The sequence below is a fragment of the Streptomyces sp. NPDC032940 genome, assembly GCF_040636935.1.
In the GTDB taxonomy this organism is placed as follows: domain Bacteria; phylum Actinomycetota; class Actinomycetes; order Streptomycetales; family Streptomycetaceae; genus Streptomyces.
The window spans coordinates 22,403-40,808 of the sequence record NZ_JBEZVJ010000018.1 but is presented as its reverse complement, the minus strand read 5'-3'; the positions used below and the strand labels follow the sequence as shown (position 1 = coordinate 40,808).

Sequence of the window (18,406 nt, the reverse complement as noted above, 5' to 3'; positions counted from 1 at the left end):
CAGGGCGAAGGCGTACGGCGTCGGTCATGGACCGGACGTCAGGTCGGCCGTCCGCGCGTCGGTACACCCGTCTCATCCAGCGAGCACCGCCTCCATCACCGCCCGTGCGACCGGCGCCGCGAGCCCGCCCCCGCTGACGTCCTCCCGGCCGCCCGGTGAACCCTCCACGACCACGGCCACCGCGACCTTCGGCTCCAGGTCCCCGTCGGCCTGCGCCCAGGAGACGAACCAGGCGTACGGAGTGCCCGAGTTGCCCACGCCGTGCTGGGCCGTGCCGGTCTTGCCGCCCACCGTGGCCCCCGGGATCGCCGCGTTCGCGCCGGTGCCGTCCTCCACCACGCCGGTCATCAGCTCCTTCAGCCGCTTGGCCGTCGACGGCCGCATCGCCTCCCGTGCGGGCCGCGAACCGGCCGTGGCCACCAGGCTGCCGCCCGCGCGCACCGTCCGCTCCACCAGGTAGGGCTCCCGCACCTGTCCGCCGTCGGCCACCGCCGCCGCCACCATCGCCATCTGCAGCGGCGTGGCCCGCGTGTTGTACTGCCCGATCGACGACAGCCCCAGCTGTGCCCGGTCCACCGAGGTGTCGAAGGTGCTCCGCGCGACCGAGAAGGGGACGCGCAGCCCGCCGTCGTTGAAGCCGAACGCCTCCGCCGTGGCCGCCATGTCCGCCACGCCCACGTCCACGCCGAGCTTGGCGAACACCGTGTTGCAGGACCACTCGAAGGCCTCCCGCAGCGAGGCGTCCCGGCACCCCTCGCCCTCGTTCGTCAGCCGCGTCCGCGTGCCCGGCAGCGTGTACGGGTCCGGGGAGCGGGTCGGCGCGTCGACGTCCCGGACCACCCCCGCGTCCAGCGCCGCCGCCGCGGTGACCACCTTGAACGTCGAACCCGGCGGATAGGTCCGGCGCACCGCCCGGTTGAGCATCGGCTTGTCCGGGTCCTCGTTCAGCCGCCGCCAGGTCCGGGTGGCGTCCGCGCTGTTCCCGGAGAGCAGCTGGGGGTCGTACGACGGGGCGGACACCAGCGCCAGGATCCGCCCGGTCGACGGCTCGATCGCGGCCACCGCCCCCTTCCGTCCGGCGAGCCCCTCGAACGCCGCCCGCTGCGCGGCCCCGTTGATCGTCGTCACCACGTCGCCGCCCGGGTTGCGGTTGCCCGTGACGTCGTTCCACAGCGGGAGCGGCGCGAGCATCGGGTCGGCGCCGGAGAGCAGGCCGTCCTCGGCGTGCTCCAGCAGGGTCGTCCCGTACGCCTGCGAGGCGAAGCCGGTGACCGGGGCGTACATGGGCCCGTCGGCGTACGTCCGTTCGAAGCGCAGGTGCTCGCCGGTGTCCCGGGAGCCGGTGACCGGCCGGTCGCCGACCAGGATGTCGCCGCGCGGCTGCTGGTAGCGGGCGATGTCGGGGCGGCGGTCGGCGGGGTTGCCGGCGTACTCGGGCGCCTGGACGATCTGCACTCGGGCGGCGTTCACCACCAGCGCGACCAGCAGCAGTGCGAAGAAGGCGGCGGCGTGCCGGATGTGCCGGGTCACCGCGGCCCCTCCCCGCTCACGGCGTGGCCCGCCCGTCGCCCAGGCTGCGGGCCGCGTGGCTGACCCGGATCAGCAGTGCCACGATCGCCCAGTTGGTCACCACCGACGAACCGCCCTGGGCCAGGAACGGCATCGCCATGCCGGTCAGCGGGATCAGCCCGCTCACCCCGCCCGCGATGACGAACACCTGGAGTGCCACGATCGAGGAGAGGCCGACCGCGAGCAGCCGGCCGAACGGGTCGCGGGCGGCGAGACCCGCGCGCAGGCCGCGCTCCACCAGCAGCGCGTACAGCAGGAAGATCGCGGTCAGGCCGAGGAAGCCCAGCTCCTCCCCGGCCGTCGCCAGGATGAAGTCCGACTTGACGGCGAAGCCGATCAGCACGGAGTGCCCGAGGCCGAGGCCCGTGCCGGTCACCCCGCCCGCGGCGAAGGCGAACAGCGACTGGGCGAGCTGGCCTGCGCCCCCGCCGGCCTCGATCGACGCGAAGGGGTGCAGCCAGTCCTCGACCCGGCTGTGCACATGCGGTTCCAGCCACCCCACGGCGACCGCGCCCAGCGCGGCCAGCAGCAGTCCGACGGCGATCCAGCCGGTGCGGCCGGTGGCGACGTAGAGCAGGACGACGAACAGGCCGAAGAACAGCAGCGAGGTCCCGAGGTCGCGCTCCAGGACCAGGACGCCGACGCTGACCAGCCACACCGCGACGATCGGGCCGAGCACCCGGCCGGTGGGCAGTTGCAGCCGCCACACACGACGGCCGGCGTACGCCAGGGCGCTGCGGTTGGCGGCCAGATAGGCGGCGAAGAACACGGCGAGGAGCACCTTGGCGAACTCGCCGGGCTGGATGGAGAAGCCCTCGACCCGGATCCAGATGCGGGCGCCGTTCACGGCCGGGAACAGGATCGGCACGGTCAGCAGGACGAGGGCCGCGGCGACGCAGACATAGGCGTAGCGCTGGAGGGCGCGGTGGTCGCGCAGGAGCAGGACGACGACGATGAACAGCGCGACGCCCAGCGTGGACCACACCAACTGGGCCGGGGCCGCCCGGTCGCCCGGCGTCTCCAGGTCGAGCCGGTAGATCAGCACCAGGCCGAGGCCGTTGAGCAGGACGCCGATGGGCAGCAGCAGCGGATCGGCGTACGGGGCACGCAGCCGTACCGCCAGATGCGCGAGGACCGCCAGCACCCCGAGTCCCGCGCCGTAACCGGCGGCACCGGGCGGCAGGGCGCCCTGCCGGGCGAGGCCGACGTTGCAGTAGCCGAACACCGACAGCAGGACGGCCATGACGATGAGGGCGAGCTCGACGCCGCGGCGCCGGGGGAGGCGGGCGACGGGAGCGGGGGTGTCCGCCTGTGCCACGGTGATTCCGGTCTCGGTTCCGGCCTTGGTCATGTCCGGAACTTACCCAAATGACATGATGTGCGCGCCGTCGGCATCAGCACCAGCGCGCCGCGGGACCGAACGGCTCGGAACGGGGGCTCAGCAGCGGCATGGGTACCTCCCGGGAGGCGCGGAGCGCCGACGCGGTCGAACGTGGCGACCCGGCCGGACGCGCCGACGGGGCCGAATGTGACTGATCGCCACATTAGGAGCGGAGGGTGGCGGTCGCCCGTCGCACTGCGCCATCGGGGAAGGGCCGGGCGCCCGGGCGGCGTCCGCGCCGCTCAGGGCCGCTGAGGCAGCGTCAGGACCGCCAGCGCCCCGCCGTCGGGCGGATTTGCGAACTCCAGCCGTGCCCCGAGCACCTCCGCCTGCCCCAGGGCGATCGTCAGCCCGAGCCCGTGCCCCTTCGCGCCGCCCTCGGTGCGGAACCGCTGCGGGCCGTGGGCGAGGAGGTACTCCGGATAGCCGTCCCCGTGGTCCCGTACGGTGATCACCGGCCCGTCCACCGTGAGCACCACCGGGGCCCGCCCGTGCCGGTCGGCGTTGGCGACGAGATTGCCCAGCACCCGCTCCAGGCGCCGCCGGTCGGTCTCCACCCGCGCGTCCCGGACGACCTCCACCCGCGCGTCGGTGCCGGAGCCCCGCACGACCCGCCGGGCCAGCGCGCCCAGTTCCTCCGGGTCCGCCTCCAGACGCTCCCGCCCGGTGTCGAGCCGGGAAATCTCCAGCAGGTCCTCGGTGAGCGTGCGCAGGGCGGCCACCCGGTCCCGCACCAGCTCGGTCGGCCGGCCGGGCGGCAGCAGCTCGGCCGCCGCGTGCAGCCCGGTCAGCGGGGTGCGCAGCTCGTGCGCCACGTCCGCGGTGAACCGCTGTTCGGCCAGCAGCTTGCCCTGGAGCGACGCCGCCATGGAGTCCAGCGCGGCCGCGACCGAGGCCACCTCGTCCTGCGGGCGCGTCGGGTCCTTGGTCCGGGGGTCGCCGACCCGCGCGTCGAGGTCGCCCGCGCTGATCCGCCGCGCCACACGGGCCGTCGCGTGCAGCCGGCGCGTCACCCGGGTCACGGCGAACGCGCCCACCACCAGCGTCGCCCCGATCGCCAGCCCCGAGGACCACACGATCGCCCGGTCCAGGCCGTCGATGGTGCGCTCGCCCTGGGAGTGGTCCACCCGCACCGCGAGGACCCGGCCGCCGTCGGCGGGGCCCGCCGCCCACATCGTGGGCCGCCCCTCGTGCTCGGCGAGCATCGTGCCGCGCCGGCCGGAGGCGGCCAGCTCCCGCAGCGACCGCGGCAGCCCCGGCGGATCGACGCCCGCGCCCCGGAGCAGCGGGTCCCCGGCCTCGTACGCCGCCGTCGCCTCCCGCAGCCGGGCCAGGGCGGTGTCCCGGGCCTGTCCCACGGTCTGGTCGGTCACCGAGACGTGCACCAGGACGCCGAGCAGCGCGGCGAGCGCGCAGCACATCACCGTGATGAAGACCGCGGCCTTCAGGGCGAGCGGGCCGGCCCACCGCGGGAGGAGGGGCCTCACCGGGTGTCCGCCGACGGAGAGGCCGACGGGGAGGGCGAGGGGCGCTCGACGCCCGCACCGTCGCCGGTGCGCAGCATCTCGTCGTGGGTCAGGAGCATCGCGCGCTGGTCGGCGTCCCACGTCCACTGGAGGCGGTACTCGTACCCCGCCACCTCCGACGGCGACCGGACGATCACCGACCGCCCGGCCAGCTCGACCGCGCTCACGGCGTCCTCGTAGGACATGATCCGCACGAGCCGGCCCTTGTCCACGCCGTAGACGCGCACGGCGGTCAGCTTCTCGGGCAGCAGCCGGAAGCCCAGTGTCAGCTCGGGGCGCCCGTCTCCGGTGAGGTCCCGGTAGTACGGCCGCAGGACGGGGCAGCGGTCGCTCTCGCCGGGCGTCCCGCAGTCGGCCATGCGGCGGGCCGTCTCCCGGTACGGCGCCTTGTCGCCCGCGTAGTCGTCCGGGTGCGCGGCGACCTCGGCCCGGACGACGGCCACCGGGTCCGCCCGCCGGACGTCGCCGCCGGGCACGGCGACGCCGTCGATCACCTCGTGGTCCACCTCCCCGATGTCGTACGCCGGGGACGACGCCGGCGTCAGGTCCGGCCACGGGCGGGCGGGGCTGACCGCGGTGGGGGTGGCGCCCGCGCTCCGCAGGCCGCCCGTGTCACCGCAGCCCACGACCGCCACCGAGGCCGCCGCCGTCGCCAGCAGCACCGCGCAGGCGGCGGGAACACGGGCCGGGCGCCCACGGCGGCTGGGGAGCACGGCTCTCCTGGAGTTCGGTGATCGCCGAGCCGGCGATCGTCGGTGGCCCCGCACCCTCGTTCGGACGGGAGTCCATTTTGCCTGTCCGGCCGCGCGCCGGGCTACTCGGCCAGTTCCTCGAGCAGCCGTGCGGTCACCAGACCGGCCCGCAGGTACTCCGCGAACAGCTCGTTGTGCAGCGCCCACGGCGAACGGCGGGCGCGGATCAGCCGCATCGCCTCGTCGGCGCCGCGCCCCCGATGCATCAGCACGTGCGCGATCACGAGCCCGGAGCGGTTGTAGCCGTGGTAGCAGCGGACGAGGACCCTGCGTCCCTCGTCCAGCGCCTCGCCCGCCGCCTCGGCCAGCCGGATCACCCCGGCGAGCTGCGTCCCGTCCAGCGGCCCGTCGGGGATCGGCCACACCTGGTGCTCGACACCCGGGTCCGGGCCGTGCCCGGGCAGCCTGAGCAGGGTCTGCACGAGGTCGAACTCGTCCCGCACCACGGCGGACTCCGGCACTCCGCCCGGCGGCCTGAACTCGTGCCCGCCCATCCACAGGCCGGGCACGATCTCGTCCCACGGCCTGGCCGGGGCCGGTACGTCGGATCCCTTGCCACGGGTACGCAAAGCGCCTCCCCATCCCGCCCGAGGACCTCTCCGCTCCGGTTCTCACGGTAGCCCCGGTCTTGCCGCCGGGGCACCCTCCTGGTCCCATGGTCGTGGGGTGATGGTGCATGAGCGGACTGCGCGTCATACCGGCCCGGCTGCACGGCCGGGAGCGGCTCTACGTCTGCCGCGCGGACGGCGCCGACCTCGCCTGGTACGACCGGGAGACGGCCCGGGTCAGCCTGCTGAACGCCGAGCGGGAGGCCGAGGTGCTCGACGTCCTCGGGCCCTTCCTCACCGGCCCCGTCACCGTCGGCCCGCCCCCGGTCCCCACCCCCGCCGAGCTGGCCCGGCTCTCCCTCCACCCGGACGACGACCTCGCGCCCAACCGGCCCGGCGAGGCCCTCCTGGTGGCCCTGGACCGCGACCCCGGCCCGGCGCACCGGCTGCGCCGCGACCCGCGCCGCCGGGCGCTGGCGGCCGAGGAGCTGACCGGGCGGTCCCTCGACCGGCTCGACGGCGCCGGCCGGCACACCCTGCACTCCGTCCCGCTGCCCGGCGGCGACCGCATCCACCACCTGGTGATCGGGCCCGGCGGCGTCTTCGCCGTCCATGTGCTGCCGGCCCGCGGACAGCGGGTCCGGGTCGACGATCCGCTGGTCGCGCTGGGCCGCCGCGCGCCGGTGCCCCTGCTGGACCGGGTCCGCGCCGACGCCCGCCGCGCCTGCTGCGCCCTGACCGCCGAGGTCCGTCCCGTCCTGGTCCCGGTCGGCGCCGCGGACGTGGACGTCACGGTCGCGCCGCGCGAGGTCCGCGTCCTCGCGGCCGGGGAACTGCCCGGCCTGGCCCGCTGGGGCGGCGTGCTCAAACCGGCGGACGTGGAGGCGCTGCACGCGCTGGCCCGGGACCGCACGGTGTGGACGCGGGTCTGAGAGCCCCGCACCGGTACGGGAGCTCCGGGCGGCGCGGAAGGTCCGAGGCCGGTGCCCGCGCTGGGCGGGGCACGCGAGGTCAGGGCAGCTCCGCCGCCCGGCGCCGGTCGAACAGCGGAGCCAGCAGGTCGCCGTGGTCGCGCAGCCGCGGCCCGATGTCCTCCGCCCGGAACACCAGCCGCTCCGCCCGCCGGCACCCGGCCACCTCCTCCCACGTCACCGGCGTGGAGACGGCCGGTTCGGTGCGGGCCCGCAGCGTGTAGGGCGCGGCGGTCGTCTTGCGGGCGGCGTTCTGGCTCCAGTCCACGAACACCTTTCCGGGCCGCAGGCTGCGCGTCATCCGGTGCACCACCAGCCGCGGCAGGGCCTGCTCCGCCTCCACGGCCAGCGCCTTCGCGTACTCCGACACCCGCTCCGACGACGACCCGCGCACCGCGGCCAGCAGATGCAGCCCCTTCGCGCCGGACGTCTTCGCGTACGCCTCGATCCCGTCCGCCGCCAGCCGGTCCCGCAGCCACAGCGCGACCTCGCAGCACTGCACCACGGTCGCCGGCGGCCCGGGGTCGAGGTCGAACACCAGCCGGTCGGCCTCACCGGGACCGGCCACCGTCCACTGGTGCGTGTGGAACTCGGTCACCAGGTTCGCCGCCCACATCAGGCTCGCCAGGTCCTGCACCAGCACCATCCGGGCCGGCCCCTCCGAACGGAGCACCTCGGCGGTGGTGACCCAGTCGGGCGTACCCGGCGGCACGTTCTTGGTGAAGAAGAGCTGTCCGTCCGGGCCGTCCGGGTAGCGCAGGAAGGACACCGGACGGTCCCGCAGGTGCGGCAGCAGCACCTCGGCGGTCGTCGCGTAGTAGTGCAGCAGCTCGCCCTTGGTGAGGCCGGTCGCCGGATACAGCACCTTCTCCAGGTTGCTGAGGGCCACCCGCCGCCCCTCCACCTCCGTGATAGGCGCCATACGATGAGAATCTCACGAAACACGGACAAACCACCCAGTGGGGCAAGTGAGCGGAAGGGTGCTGCACGTGCGATCCATCTGGAACGGCGCCATCTCCTTCGGCCTGGTCAGCATCCCGATCAAGCTGGTGAACGCGACCGAGAGCCACGCGATCTCCTTCCGCCAGATCCACACCGAGGACGGCGGCCGGATCCGGTACCGCAAGGTCTGCGAGCTGGAGGACCGCGAGGTCACCCAGGGCGAGATCGGCAAGGCCTACGAGGACGCGGACGGCACGATGATCCCGATCACCGAGGACGACCTGTCCCACCTGCCGATCCCGACGGCGCGGACCATCGAGATCGTGGCCTTCGTGCCCGAGGAGCGCATCGACCCGCTCCAGATGGACGCCGCGTACTACCTCGCGGCGAGCGGCGCCCCCGCCGCCAAGCCGTACACCCTGCTGCGCGAGGCGCTCAAGCGCAGCAACCGGGTCGCCATCGCCAAGTACGCGCTGCGCGGCCGGGAGCGCCTGGGCATGCTGCGGGTCGTCGGCGACGCCATCGCGATGCACGGCCTGCTGTGGCCGGACGAGGTGCGCGCCCCCGAGGGCGTCGCCCCGGACACCGACGTCACCGTCCGCGACCAGGAGCTGGACCTCGCGGACGCCCTGATGGACACGCTCGGCGAGATCGACCTGGCGGACCTGCACGACGAGTACCGCGAGGCCCTGGAGGAGGTCATCGCCGCGAAGGCCGCCGGCGAGGCGCCCCCGGAGAGCCCGGAGCCGGCGCGGTCCGGCAAGGTGCTGGACCTCATGGCCGCCCTGGAGAACAGCGTGCGGGCGGCGCGCGAGTCCCGGGGCGAGGAGGGGGAGGCGGCCGAGGTCAGGACGCTGCGCAAGACGGCGGCGCCCCGCACGCCGAAGGAGACGGGCGGCAAGAAGTCCACGTCGACGGCGGCGAGGAAGACGGCGGCGAAGAAGACGTCCGCCGCCCCGAAGAAGTCGACGGCGGCCCGGTCCGCGAAGAAGACGGCGGCCAGGACCACGGCGAAGAAGGCCACGGCCAAGGACACCGCCGCGAAGAGCACGGCGAAGAGCACCGGGAAGAGCACCGCGAAGAAGACGGCGTCCCGCAGACGCAGCGCCTGATCCCGCGCCCCCGGCCCGGCGACCGGCCCCGTCGCCCCGCCCTCACGCCCGGCGGCCGCTCCCCTCGGCCGCGACGAGCCGTACGAAGGGAATGGCCCGCCCCGCCTCCCGGTACGACGCCTCGCCGCCGTCCACCGCGAGCCCCATGAACGCGCACAGGCGCCGGGCCGTTCCCGGGTGCCGTCGCGCGTACTCGGCCATGATCGCCGCGCCGTCCTCGGCCGGCAGGAAGTGCGCGGTGACGGCGTGGTGGCGGTTGCCGAACTGGATGACCGTCTTGGGCCGCCGCCGCAGGTTCCGGTACCAGTCGGCCTTCGGGCCGAAGCCCGAGGCGATGGTCCATACCGGCTCCCGCGGATCGTGAGACACCACTTCCAGCACCACCTGACGGTCCAGGCCGCTGATCCGGCCGGTGTGATGGAGCAGGAGCAGCCGCTTGCCGAAGAGCGGTCCGAGGCCCACGCGGAAGAGGAGGACCGGCAACCGGGCGGCGGTGCGCCGCCATCCGGCGGGCGGCCGGGGCCGGTGCGGTGCGGTGTCGGTGCGCGCCATGGTCGCCCTCCGGGGGTAGGGGTCTCGGCTCTCGCGGGCGACCGGCACGGGCCCGGCACGAGAACCGCCTTCCCCTCCACCTTTGCACAGTCTAAAGGTTTGCGGCAGGGGCAGTTCCGGCAGCGCGTGGGGAGCGGGCACGCGCGCACGGTAGAAAGGAGGCATGCCGGAGCGTGAGACGCCCGTGGGGCCCCTGGACGACGTCGACGCGGTCACCCGCGCCGTGCTGGCCGCGTCGAGGGTGCTGGTGGCGGTCACCGCCCGGTCGCTCGCCGAGGTGGAGGAGCGGGTGACGCTCCCGCAGTTCCGGATGCTGGTGGTGCTCTCCACACGGGGCGCCACCAAGCTGGTCACCCTGGCCGAGCTGCTCGGGGTGGCGCCGTCGACGGCGATGCGCATGGTCGACCGGCTGATCGCGGCCGGCCTGGCCGACCGGCAGACCAACCCGGCCAGCCGCCGCGAGACCCTGCTGCGGCTCACCGACGAGGGCCGGTGCACGGTGGAGCACGTCACCGCGCGGCGCCGCGCGGAGGTCGCCGCCGTCGTCGAGCGGCTCGCGCCCCGGCAGCGGGCGGCGCTCGTCGAGGCGCTCACCGCCTTCAGCGAGGCCGGGGGCGAGCCACCGGTCCCGGCGCCGGACGGCTCCGAGCCGCATCCGCTGGGCTGGGCGGCGGACGTCGCGACGCCCCCCGGCGCCTGACGTCCCGCCGCCCCCGCGACGCGTCGGCGGCGCGCGGTCAGGGGGCCGCCGGCGACGCGGTCTGGGCCGGCGTCGGGGTCGGCGCGGCCGTGTTCACGTCCAGGTCGGGCCGCGGCTTGAGCACGAGCACCTGCTCGCCGGGCTGCGGCGGGGGCGGGGTGACCTTCTCCTTGGGGAGCTTCGCCGGGCCGGTCTGCTTGAAGGTGACGTCGTCGTACTCGACCAGCCCGGTCTTCTCCAGCACCGTGATGTGGTCCAGCACGGTGTCGTTGGCCAGGTCGGCCAGCTGCCGCACCAGGGTGTTCTTGGTGCTGGCCCGGATCTTGGCGATGGCCGGGAAGATCTGGCCGTGGGTCACGCGCATGATGTTGACCGCCGTGGAGTCGAACTCCTTGCCGCTCTTGGCGTCGACGGTCGTCACGAAGCCCTGCTGCTGCGGGGATGCCTTGTTGGGCAGGGTGATGCCGAGTTCGGGCGCGATCTCGCGGCACATCGCGTCGAGGCCGGCGTGCCCGACGACCAGGTGCTCGCCGGCCGTCCGCATCGCCGGGGTCGTGCCGCGCCGCATGGCCATCTCACCCAATGGGTACTCCCACAGGCCGGCGGCCCGGACCTTGACGACGAAGTCGCGGTCGGCCTCGGTGAGCGGCCCGTACTTCGTACTCGCGACGACACGGTCCTGACCGCCGTCGGGCTTCTCCAGGCCGAGCAGCGCCGGGAAGGCCAGCGCGGTGAGGGTCAGGGTCATCACACCGAACAGGACGACCACGCCGATCCGGCTGCGGGACAGCCGCATGATGCCTCCAGGGCACGCGGGGGACTCGTACGCCAGGAGGTACGCAAACGGCGGCCGGATCGATCACCGCTCCGGCACTGATTTCGGCCCGGCCCGCCGTGCGGCCCGTCCCGCTCAGCCGATGTCCGCCCCGTACACCCGGTCGACACCGATCGTGACCAGCACCCGGCGTTCGGAGACCATGACCGCCCGGTACTCGTCCCAGTCCGGGTGCTCCCCGGCGGCCGCGCGGTAGTACTCCACGAGCGCCTCGACCTCGGGGCCGTACGGGTCGGTGCCAGGCCCGGTCAGGGTCGCCGTGCCCTCGGCGGTGGCCCAGGACCTGCCGTCGGGGGCGGTCACCTCCAGCGAGGCGCGCGGGTCCCGGCGCAGGTTGGCCGTCTTGGCGAGACCCTCGCGGGTCGAGACGCGGATGACGCCGGCCCCGGGGTCGTAGGACGGGAGGACGGGAGACAGCTGCGGGCGGCCGTCCGCCTTGATCGTCGCGAGCACGCCGAGCCGGCTCGCCGCGAGCAGGGCGTGCGGGTCGAAGGAGGATGTGGTGGTCATGGAACGATCATCACCCGCCGACCCGCCCGCCGTCCGGCGAACCGTCCGCCGTCGGGGCTCGCCGGGGTCAGGGGACCGAGGGCCCGCCCAGGTAGCCGCCGTCGCGGTCGTAGGGCCAGGCGTTGGCGACGCAGCCCTTGAGCCCCTTGATCTGCTGCATCATCGCGGGCGCGGGCCGGCCGGGACCGGGGCAGGTCTCGTGGCCGTGACCGATGCGGTGGCCGACCTCGTGGTTGACGATCAGCGCCCGGTAGTCGCCGAGCGGGCCGTCGAACTCCGGGGAACCGAGCACCCAGCGCTTGAGGTTGACCACGACGTCCGTGCCGACGCTGCAGTTCACCTCGCCCCGCGTCAGCAGGCCCGCGGCGCCGCAGATCTCGTCGACGGTGCCGGGCGTGGCGATCTTCACCACGAAGTCGTACGAGCCCGAGCTGACGAGCCGGAAGGAGTTCGTGCCGTCCCGGGTCCAGCCGCGGCGGTCGGCGAGCACGGCGGATATCTCGGCCGCCGCCTCGCTCGGCCGGATGTCGATGCCCTCCTCGACGAGCACCTTGTAGCGCCGGACGCGGCTCCCGGTGCCCACGGTCGTGCCGTCGGCCCGTGCCGTGATGAAGGTGCCGGGCCCGGTCGCGGGGACGGCGATGACGGAAGGGGACGGGGAGACCTCGGGGGACGGCGACGGGGAAGGGGACGCGGAGGCGCTGCCGCTCTGGGCCGCGGACGGCGGTGCGCTCGCGGCGCCCGGAGCGGCCGGCGGCTCGGTGGCGTCCAGCGCGTCGGCCACGTCGCGGGCCTGGTCGTCCGTCACCACGGGCCGCCCCTCGCGCCAGTAGGCCACCGCCGCGCCGGCGCCGAGGAGCACGGCGCCGAAGGCGACACCGGCAAGGGCCGCGCGGACCGGACGCCGCCGCCGACGCCGCGCGCGGGCGCGGGACCTCGGCCCCGCACCCCCCGACGCCGGTCTTCGCTGGGGCTGGCGGGCGGTGGATCGGCCCACGACGTGCGTCCTCTCTTCGGTGCGCTGCTGTGCCACGAAGATCAAAGCGGATGTGTGTGCGAAAACCTCACAGGACGTCACGTGGTGCTTCTCACGCGGGAGTTGGTGCCTGAAGCGCAACCCTTGCCCGCCCTCGGAGGTCCGCGCGGGCCCGCTCCGCGAGGCCGCGGCCGGCACACGCGTCGGGGCCGCCCGCACCGGGCGGGCGGCCCCGACGCTGCCGCTGCGGACCGGGGTCAGCCGGCGGTGCTCCGGTCCCAGGTGTAGAAGCAACGCGCCATGGCGTCCTTGGGACTGCGCCACGTCGCCGGGTCGTACGCCGACACGTACGGCTCCAGCCGCTCGCTGACCTGGCGGAACTCCGGGTGACCGGTCAGCCGGCCGATGGCCGGGGCCGGGTCCTCGTCGCTCTCGATGAGGTGCAGGTACACACCGTCGCCGAACTCGAAGAGACTGCGCCGGTTGACGCCCACCAGATGGGGCAGCTCGCCGCGGTCGGACTCGGCGAACACCTTCGCGATGTCCGGTGCCGCGCCCGGTGCCATCCGGGCGACGATCAGGGTGTGGTGCATGGGGAGGTGCCCTTCGTCGGTGTCTGCCGGCCCGGCGGTCCCGGCCGGCTCGGCGGGGTCAGTCGGCGACCGCGGCGGCCGTCCGCCGCTCGCCCGCGGCCTGCTCGATCCGGTCCCGGATCAGCGCCATCTGCGTACGGGAGTTGCGGTTGATGTTGTCCGTCATCCCCGCGTCGTCGACGGGCGCCTCCGGCTTCATCGCGAAGTCCTGGACCCAGCGCATCCGGGTCCCCTCGGCGGTCTCGGTGTACTCCCAGACGATGTTCATGTACTGGAAGGGACCGGTCTCCACCCGGTGGGCGCGCACGGTGCGGGTCACCGGGTCGGCGACGCGCTCGGACACCCAGCTCCACACCCGCCCCTCCTCGTCGGGGTGCATGGTGAGCCGGAACGTCACCCGGTCGCCGTCCCGCTCCAGGACGTCCACGGACGCGTACTCGCTGAACAGCCTGGGCCAGTTCTCGATGTCGTTGGTCATGTCCCAGACCAGCGGCATCGGCGCGGCGATGGTGATCTCGTTGTCGGTGTGCCCTGCCATGTCACACTCCCGTCTGCAGTGCGCCGTTGACCAGCGCGAGGAAATCCGCGGGCGTCTTGCAGCGCTCGGCCTGCTCCGGCAGGCCCAGCCCGTACCGCTTCTCCAGCTCGGCCACGATGCCCAGCAGGCCGAGGGAGTCCAGGCCGAACGTGTCGAAACCGGCGTCGGCCTGCTGCTGGAGGGTGACCGGGTCGACGTGCACACCGGCGGTGCGCTTCATGAGCGCCGACAGTTCCTCGACGGTCACCTGGTAGTCCACTTGGTCGGTCATGCGGAGGTGCTCCTTCACTCGGATCGGCGCCCGCCGGGAGGCGGCGCCCGCTCGGGATGGTGATGGCTCGGGACGGAGGGGGACGGGTCCGCCCGGTGCTCAGGTGGTGGGCGCGCCCTGGCGCAGGACCAGCGCGGAGTTGGAGCCCATGAGCCCCCGGCCGAGGACCAGGGCGGTGCGCTGCTCGACGGGACGGGCCCGGCCGGCCACCAGGTCCAGGTCGTGGCAGACGTCGTACACGTTCGGGGTGGGCGGGATCAGCCCGTGCTCCATGGCCAGCACCGCGGTCGCCACGTCCAGCACCGGCGCCGCGCAGTACGCCCGCCCGGTCCCGGTCTTGGGCGCCGTGACCGGCACCCGGCGGGCGTGCGGCCCGAGGGCGTCGGCGAGCGCGAGGGCCTCGGCCCGGTCCGCCTCCGGCACCCCGAGGGCGTCCGCGAACACCACGTCCACCTCCTCGGGCCGGCAGCCGGCCTCCGCCAGCGCGCCCTCGATGGCCCGCGCCAGCCCGGCCCGCGACTCCTCCCAGCGGGAGGCGCCGGTGAAGGTGGCCGCGTGCCCCGCCACCGTGGCCCGCGTGTCGGCCCCGCGCTCGCGCGCCGCGCCCTCCTCCTCCAGCAGCAGCACCGCCCCGCCCTCGGCCGGCGCGAAACCGCAGGCCGCCTGCGTGAACGGACGGTAGGCGCGGTCGGCCTCGGTGGCCCGGCTCAGCTCGGGGTAGCCGAGCTGGCAGACGATCGAGTACGGGGCGAGCGGCGCCTCCGTCGCGCCGCACACCACCGTGTCCGTACCGCCCCGCACGGCCAGCGCCGCGTGCGCCAGGGCGTCCAGGCCGCCCGCCTCGTCGGCGGCGACGACACCGCACGGGCCCTTGAAGTCGTTGCTGATGGAGATCTGGCCGGTGCTGGCCGCGTAGAACCAGGCGATCGACTGGTACGGGCCGACGTACCGCGAGCCCTGGCCCCACAGGTTCTGCAGCTCCCGCTGCCCGAACTCGCCGCCGCCCGAGCCCGCCGCGGTGACCACGCCCACCGAGTACGGCGACTCCACGTCGGCCCGGCCGAACCGGGCGTCGGTGAGCGCGAGCTGCGCGGCGGTCATCGCGAAGTGCGTGAACCGGTCGGTCTGGACGAGGAAGCGCTCCTCGATCAGATCCGACGGGTCGAAACCGCGCACCTCGCCCGCCACCCGCAGCGGCAGCTTCTCGCAGCCCTCCCGGGTGACGGGCCCGAGACTGCTGGTGCCGTCCGCGACCGCCTTCCAGTGGGCCTCCGCCCCGATGCCGTGCGGGGACACCACACCGAGGCCGGTGACGACCGCCCGCCGGGGCCGTTGTCGTCCGCTCATCGCGGCCCTCCTTCCAAGCCGGAACCAGAACCAGAACCGGAACCGCTGAGTACGACGGCGGACTGGAAGCCGCCGAAGCCGCTGCCCACCGACAGCACGTGCCGAAGCGCACGCTCCCGCGCCTCGCGCGGCACGTAGTCCAGGTCGCACTCGGGGTCGGGGGTGGTGTAGTTGGCCGTCGGCGGCACCACCTGGTGGTGCATCGCCAGCACGCACGCGGCCAGCTCTATGGAGCCGATCGCGCCGAGCGAGTGGCCCACCATGGACTTGATCGAGCTCATCGGCGTCCGGTACGCGTGCTCGCCCAGCGACCGTTTGACGGCGGCGGTCTCGTGCCGGTCGTTCTGCTGGGTGCCGGAGCCGTGCGCGTTGACGTAGTCGACGGCGGAGGGGTCCACCCCGGCCATGTCCAGCGCGGTGTCGATGGCCCGCGCCATCTCCAGGCCCTCCTTGGTGAGCCCGGTCATGTGGTAGGCGTTGCCGAAGGTCGCGTAGCCCGAGATCTCGCAGTACACGTCCGCGCCGCGGGCCCGGGCGTGCTCCAGGTCCTCCAGGACCAGCACCGCCGCGCCCTCGCCCATGACGAAACCGTTGCGGTCGGCGTCGAAGGGCCGCGACGCGTGCTCCGGGTCGTCGTTGTTCGGCGAGGTCGCCTTGATGGCGTCGAAGCAGGCCATCGTGATCGGCGAGATCGGCGAGTCCGCCGCCCCCGCCAGGCACATGTCGACCCGGCCCTCGGCGATGGCGTGGTAGGCGTACCCGACGGCGTCCAGACCGGAGGTGCACCCGGTGGAGACGGTCTGGACCGGCCCGTGCACCCCGAACTCCTCGGCGACGGCCGATGAGAGGGTGGCCGGGGTGAAGGCCCGCTCCAGATGCGGCTCGGCCCGCCGGTCGTCCACGTCCCAGCGCGAGCCGCGCTCGCTGACCAGGACGTAGTCGTGCTCAAGGCGGGTCGTGCCGCCGACGGCGGTGCCCAGCGTGGCACCGGCCCGCCACGGGTCCAGCCGGCCGAGGTCGAGCTCCGCGTCGCGCACCGCCTCGGCGGCTGCGACCAGCGCGAACTGCACGTACCGGTCGCACCGCTGCACGGTGGCGAGGCCGAGGCCGAGCGCGGTGCCGTCGAAGTCGCACTCGGCGGCGATCTGCGACCGCAGACCGGCCGGATCGAACAGGGAGATGCGCCGCGTCGCCGTACGGCCGTCGGACAGCAGGCTCCAGAACTGGGGCACGCCGATCCCGCCGGGGGCGACGACGCCTATGCCCGTGACGGCGACCCGTCGCCGCGTCATGACACCGCCTCGGCCGCCGCGGCGGGACGCTCGTGCCCGGCGCACCCCGCGTGGCCCTCGTGCGGCAGGGCGTTGCCCTGCGCGTCCTCGGTGTCGACGTGACCGAGCTCCGGCCGAGGGGCCAGCGGCCCCAGGTGGAACACGATCCGCGCCTCCACGCCCCCCACGTTGCGGAAGCGGTGGCGCACGTTCTGCGGGATCAGCACCCCCTGCCCGACGGAGAGCGAGTGCGGCGCCCCGTCCAGGTCCACCTCGAGGGTGCCGTCGGTGACGTACACGAACTCCTCGGAGTACGGGTGGTAGTGCTCGGCGATGCGCTCGCCGGGCTGCACGATGGCCACGCCCATGAACCCGCTGGTCGACCCGGCGGTGGTGGGCGTGAGAAGGGCGCGGAGGTCCCCGCCGCGACGCGTGTTCGGCGCGATGTCGCCGAGGGAGACGATGCGTACCTGCTGATCTGTCATGTCGGTCACTCCGGAAGGACGAAGGCGGTGGAGGAGGACGGTGCGCACCGGCCCGGCGGGACGGTGCGCACCGGCGGGTCAGGAGGGGAGCGAACGCCGGTCGGTCAGCGGCGTCATACGGGCCCGCGCGAGCAGCCGCGACAGCGTGCCGGCGTCCGTCAGCGGCCCGTCGATGCCGACGGAGGCGAGGTCCAGCAGCCGCTCGGCCACCGCGGCACCGGCCGCGTCGGCGGACCCGGCACGGTCCTGCAGTCCCAGGACGAACGCGGGCGCCTCGTCCGGGTCACCGGCCACGTCGACCAGCCGTACGACGAGGTCGTCGCGGTGGAAGACGGTGGCGGCGAGGACCGGGCCGTCCGGCGTGTACACGGCGGACGCGTCCTGCCGGGCCAGCAGCCGGGCGAGTTCCGGACCCGCGCCCTCGCGGACCGGATACAGCAGCGCACACCGCTGCGGGCGCGCCTCGGCCCCCGTCGCGGACGCCACGTGGTGCACGGCCGGCATCGCGGCCAGCGTGAAGAACCGGCGTGCGGAGTGCGGGTCGTTCAGGTCGCGGTCCTGCTCCAGGTACGGATCGAGGGCCTCCTCGACCGCCCGCACCCCGGGCTGCCGGGCGACGTGGCGCAGCGCCGCCTGGAGATCGCCCCGCACCTCCACGGCCCGCACGATCCGGTTGCCGTGCATGAAGAGCGAGGTCCGCAGCAGCCGGGTGGCCTCGTCGACCTGGGCCTCCGGGGAGGCGTAATTGGAGAGCAGCTCGGCGACCTTGGCCTCGCTGCCCGGCCGCACGGTGAAGGTCAGCGCGTGCCGGACGACGTTGCCCCCCACCCGGGGAGCGGCCCGCAGCGCCTCACCGGTGGCGGCGGACGGCTCGGTGCCGTCGGCGAGCGTCTCCCGCAGCACGCTGTAGCGCAGGGAGCGCGTGTCGCGGACGCAGTCCTGCAAGGGCTCGACGGTCGCCAGGTGCTCGTCGCTGTTGACCCAGGCCAGGAAGGGCGCCGCGCTCTCCCACTCACTGGTGAGCAGCCACTGCGTCGGGTTCTCCAGGGACTGGCACAGCTGGTCGCTGACGTGTCCGGGCACCGCCGCGACCCGGTGGCGGATGCGCTCGTAGGCCTCGAGGAACTCCTGCTGCATGCCGTCGTGGATGTCCAGCATCAGCACGACCCGCACGCGGGAGCCGTCGAAGGCGGATATCGAGACGCCGCCCGCGTCCGCGGACACGGCGGCCGTCGCCCCGGCACCCATGGCTGCGGCATCCGTCGATCCGGTATCCGACGACACGACGGGAGAGACCGTCATCCGGCCCACCTCTTCTCGGGGGAACTTCCTCGTGGACTGGGGCAGTACGACCGTCGCTGCGCGCGCCGTGTGCGGCGGGGAACGCCGGTCGCACAAGCACGATCGTGTGCCCGGCCCGCGGGCACCGCGAACCAGACGGGTTAAGCGGGTGAAGCCTGAGCCGCCGCGGGCGTCACGGGGCATGCATGAAGCCCCGGCCCCTGCATGTCACGGGACCTGCCACTC

20 protein-coding genes are annotated in these 18,406 nt (G+C 74.4%); 3 read left to right on the top strand and 17 right to left on the bottom strand.

The genetic code is table 11. The features are described 5' to 3' along the window. Positions 1-72 precede the first annotated feature (72 nt). The 5 genes from AB0E77_RS21570 to AB0E77_RS21550 form a co-directional block, all read right to left on the bottom strand. Entirely contained in the window at positions 73-1,530 is a 1,458-nt protein-coding gene (locus AB0E77_RS21570) for a penicillin-binding transpeptidase domain-containing protein (RefSeq protein WP_361573033.1), read from the bottom strand. Between the two features lie 16 nt (positions 1,531-1,546). Beyond that, positions 1,547-2,920 (bottom strand): FtsW/RodA/SpoVE family cell cycle protein, encoded by a 1,374-nt coding sequence (locus AB0E77_RS21565; RefSeq protein WP_361573031.1) that lies wholly within the window; start codon positions 2,918-2,920, stop codon positions 1,547-1,549. Positions 2,921-3,192: 272 nt separating this feature from the next. Beyond that, entirely contained in the window at positions 3,193-4,437 is a 1,245-nt protein-coding gene (locus AB0E77_RS21560; RefSeq protein ID WP_361573029.1) for an ATP-binding protein, read from the bottom strand. Further along, complete coding sequence (locus AB0E77_RS21555; RefSeq protein WP_361573027.1) at positions 4,434-5,189, bottom strand: hypothetical protein; 756 nt, start codon at positions 5,187-5,189, stop codon at positions 4,434-4,436. The genes AB0E77_RS21560 and AB0E77_RS21555 overlap by 4 nt, the downstream gene beginning before the upstream one ends. A gap of 101 nt (positions 5,190-5,290) precedes the next feature. Then, positions 5,291-5,797, bottom strand: a complete 507-nt coding sequence (locus tag AB0E77_RS21550) for a dual specificity protein phosphatase family protein (RefSeq protein WP_361573025.1) — start codon at positions 5,795-5,797, stop codon at positions 5,291-5,293. A 107-nt stretch (positions 5,798-5,904) separates the two neighbouring features. Between AB0E77_RS21550 and AB0E77_RS21545 the strand changes: the two genes are divergently transcribed. Continuing rightward, complete coding sequence (locus AB0E77_RS21545; RefSeq protein ID WP_361573023.1) at positions 5,905-6,708, top strand: nuclease-related domain-containing protein; 804 nt, start codon at positions 5,905-5,907, stop codon at positions 6,706-6,708. A gap of 79 nt (positions 6,709-6,787) precedes the next feature. Here AB0E77_RS21545 and ligD read toward each other — a convergent pair whose 3' ends face one another. Further along, positions 6,788-7,669: a non-homologous end-joining DNA ligase gene (ligD, locus tag AB0E77_RS21540; RefSeq protein WP_361573021.1), complete on the bottom strand. Its 882-nt coding sequence runs from the start codon at positions 7,667-7,669 to the stop codon at positions 6,788-6,790. 67 nt (positions 7,670-7,736) lie between these two features. On the opposite strand from ligD, the gene AB0E77_RS21535 reads away from it, so the two are divergent. Beyond that, entirely contained in the window at positions 7,737-8,801 is a 1,065-nt protein-coding gene (locus AB0E77_RS21535; RefSeq protein WP_361573019.1) for a Ku protein, read from the top strand. Between the two features lie 42 nt (positions 8,802-8,843). Here the strand turns inward: AB0E77_RS21535 and AB0E77_RS21530 are convergent, their stop codons facing one another. Beyond that, entirely contained in the window at positions 8,844-9,353 is a 510-nt protein-coding gene (locus AB0E77_RS21530) for a nitroreductase family deazaflavin-dependent oxidoreductase (protein ID WP_361573017.1), read from the bottom strand. A gap of 163 nt (positions 9,354-9,516) precedes the next feature. Between AB0E77_RS21530 and AB0E77_RS21525 the strand changes: the two genes are divergently transcribed. Beyond that, complete coding sequence (locus AB0E77_RS21525; RefSeq protein WP_361573015.1) at positions 9,517-10,053, top strand: MarR family transcriptional regulator; 537 nt, start codon at positions 9,517-9,519, stop codon at positions 10,051-10,053. Positions 10,054-10,090: 37 nt separating this feature from the next. Here AB0E77_RS21525 and AB0E77_RS21520 read toward each other — a convergent pair whose 3' ends face one another. The 10 genes from AB0E77_RS21520 to AB0E77_RS21475 all read right to left on the bottom strand — a co-directional run bounded on the left by AB0E77_RS21520 (position 10,091) and on the right by AB0E77_RS21475 (position 18,181). Continuing rightward, positions 10,091-10,849, bottom strand: a complete 759-nt coding sequence (locus AB0E77_RS21520; RefSeq protein ID WP_361573013.1) for a DUF4142 domain-containing protein — start codon at positions 10,847-10,849, stop codon at positions 10,091-10,093. A 114-nt stretch (positions 10,850-10,963) separates the two neighbouring features. Continuing rightward, complete coding sequence (locus tag AB0E77_RS21515) at positions 10,964-11,398, bottom strand: PPOX class F420-dependent oxidoreductase (protein ID WP_361573011.1); 435 nt, start codon at positions 11,396-11,398, stop codon at positions 10,964-10,966. Between the two features lie 67 nt (positions 11,399-11,465). Then, entirely contained in the window at positions 11,466-12,395 is a 930-nt protein-coding gene (locus AB0E77_RS21510) for a DUF3152 domain-containing protein (protein WP_361573009.1), read from the bottom strand. A gap of 236 nt (positions 12,396-12,631) precedes the next feature. After that, positions 12,632-12,967: a TcmI family type II polyketide cyclase gene (locus AB0E77_RS21505; protein WP_351134629.1), complete on the bottom strand. Its 336-nt coding sequence runs from the start codon at positions 12,965-12,967 to the stop codon at positions 12,632-12,634. 58 nt (positions 12,968-13,025) lie between these two features. Continuing rightward, entirely contained in the window at positions 13,026-13,505 is a 480-nt protein-coding gene (locus tag AB0E77_RS21500) for an SRPBCC family protein (protein WP_361573007.1), read from the bottom strand. A 1-nt stretch (position 13,506) separates the two neighbouring features. Next, positions 13,507-13,776, bottom strand: coding sequence for an acyl carrier protein (locus AB0E77_RS21495; protein ID WP_361573005.1), 270 nt, complete (start codon positions 13,774-13,776; stop codon positions 13,507-13,509). A 99-nt stretch (positions 13,777-13,875) separates the two neighbouring features. Beyond that, positions 13,876-15,123: a ketosynthase chain-length factor gene (locus AB0E77_RS21490; RefSeq protein WP_361573003.1), complete on the bottom strand. Its 1,248-nt coding sequence runs from the start codon at positions 15,121-15,123 to the stop codon at positions 13,876-13,878. After that, complete coding sequence (locus AB0E77_RS21485) at positions 15,120-16,415, bottom strand: beta-ketoacyl-[acyl-carrier-protein] synthase family protein (RefSeq protein ID WP_361573001.1); 1,296 nt, start codon at positions 16,413-16,415, stop codon at positions 15,120-15,122. Before AB0E77_RS21485 ends, AB0E77_RS21490 begins: the two co-directional genes overlap by 4 nt. Further along, positions 16,412-16,879: a cupin domain-containing protein gene (locus AB0E77_RS21480; RefSeq protein WP_361572999.1), complete on the bottom strand. Its 468-nt coding sequence runs from the start codon at positions 16,877-16,879 to the stop codon at positions 16,412-16,414. Before AB0E77_RS21480 ends, AB0E77_RS21485 begins: the two co-directional genes overlap by 4 nt. Before the next feature lie 78 nt (positions 16,880-16,957). Next, on the bottom strand, positions 16,958-18,181 hold the full coding sequence (locus AB0E77_RS21475; RefSeq protein WP_361572997.1) for a SchA/CurD-like domain-containing protein: 1,224 nt from the start codon (positions 18,179-18,181) through the stop codon (positions 16,958-16,960). Positions 18,182-18,406: the final 225 nt, after the last annotated feature.

Excerpts from the sequence above, each read along its gene's own strand:
- AB0E77_RS21565 (WP_361573031.1), bottom strand. The coding sequence starts at position 2,920 with ATGACCAAGGCCGGAACCGAGACCGGAATCACCGTGGCACAGGCGGAC.
- AB0E77_RS21545 (WP_361573023.1), top strand. The coding sequence starts at position 5,905 with ATGAGCGGACTGCGCGTCATACCGGCCCGGCTGCACGGCCGGGAGCGG.
- ligD (WP_361573021.1), bottom strand. The coding sequence starts at position 7,669 with ATGGCGCCTATCACGGAGGTGGAGGGGCGGCGGGTGGCCCTCAGCAAC.
- AB0E77_RS21530 (WP_361573017.1), bottom strand. The coding sequence starts at position 9,353 with ATGGCGCGCACCGACACCGCACCGCACCGGCCCCGGCCGCCCGCCGGA.
- AB0E77_RS21525 (WP_361573015.1), top strand. The coding sequence starts at position 9,517 with ATGCCGGAGCGTGAGACGCCCGTGGGGCCCCTGGACGACGTCGACGCG.
- AB0E77_RS21520 (WP_361573013.1), bottom strand. The coding sequence starts at position 10,849 with ATGCGGCTGTCCCGCAGCCGGATCGGCGTGGTCGTCCTGTTCGGTGTG.
- AB0E77_RS21515 (WP_361573011.1), bottom strand. The coding sequence starts at position 11,398 with ATGACCACCACATCCTCCTTCGACCCGCACGCCCTGCTCGCGGCGAGC.
- AB0E77_RS21505 (WP_351134629.1), bottom strand. The coding sequence starts at position 12,967 with ATGCACCACACCCTGATCGTCGCCCGGATGGCACCGGGCGCGGCACCG.
- AB0E77_RS21500 (WP_361573007.1), bottom strand. The coding sequence starts at position 13,505 with ATGGCAGGGCACACCGACAACGAGATCACCATCGCCGCGCCGATGCCG.
- AB0E77_RS21495 (WP_361573005.1), bottom strand. The coding sequence starts at position 13,776 with ATGACCGACCAAGTGGACTACCAGGTGACCGTCGAGGAACTGTCGGCG.
- AB0E77_RS21490 (WP_361573003.1), bottom strand. The coding sequence starts at position 15,123 with ATGAGCGGACGACAACGGCCCCGGCGGGCGGTCGTCACCGGCCTCGGT.
- AB0E77_RS21485 (WP_361573001.1), bottom strand. The coding sequence starts at position 16,415 with ATGACGCGGCGACGGGTCGCCGTCACGGGCATAGGCGTCGTCGCCCCC.
- AB0E77_RS21480 (WP_361572999.1), bottom strand. The coding sequence starts at position 16,879 with ATGACAGATCAGCAGGTACGCATCGTCTCCCTCGGCGACATCGCGCCG.
- AB0E77_RS21475 (WP_361572997.1), bottom strand. The coding sequence starts at position 18,181 with ATGACGGTCTCTCCCGTCGTGTCGTCGGATACCGGATCGACGGATGCC.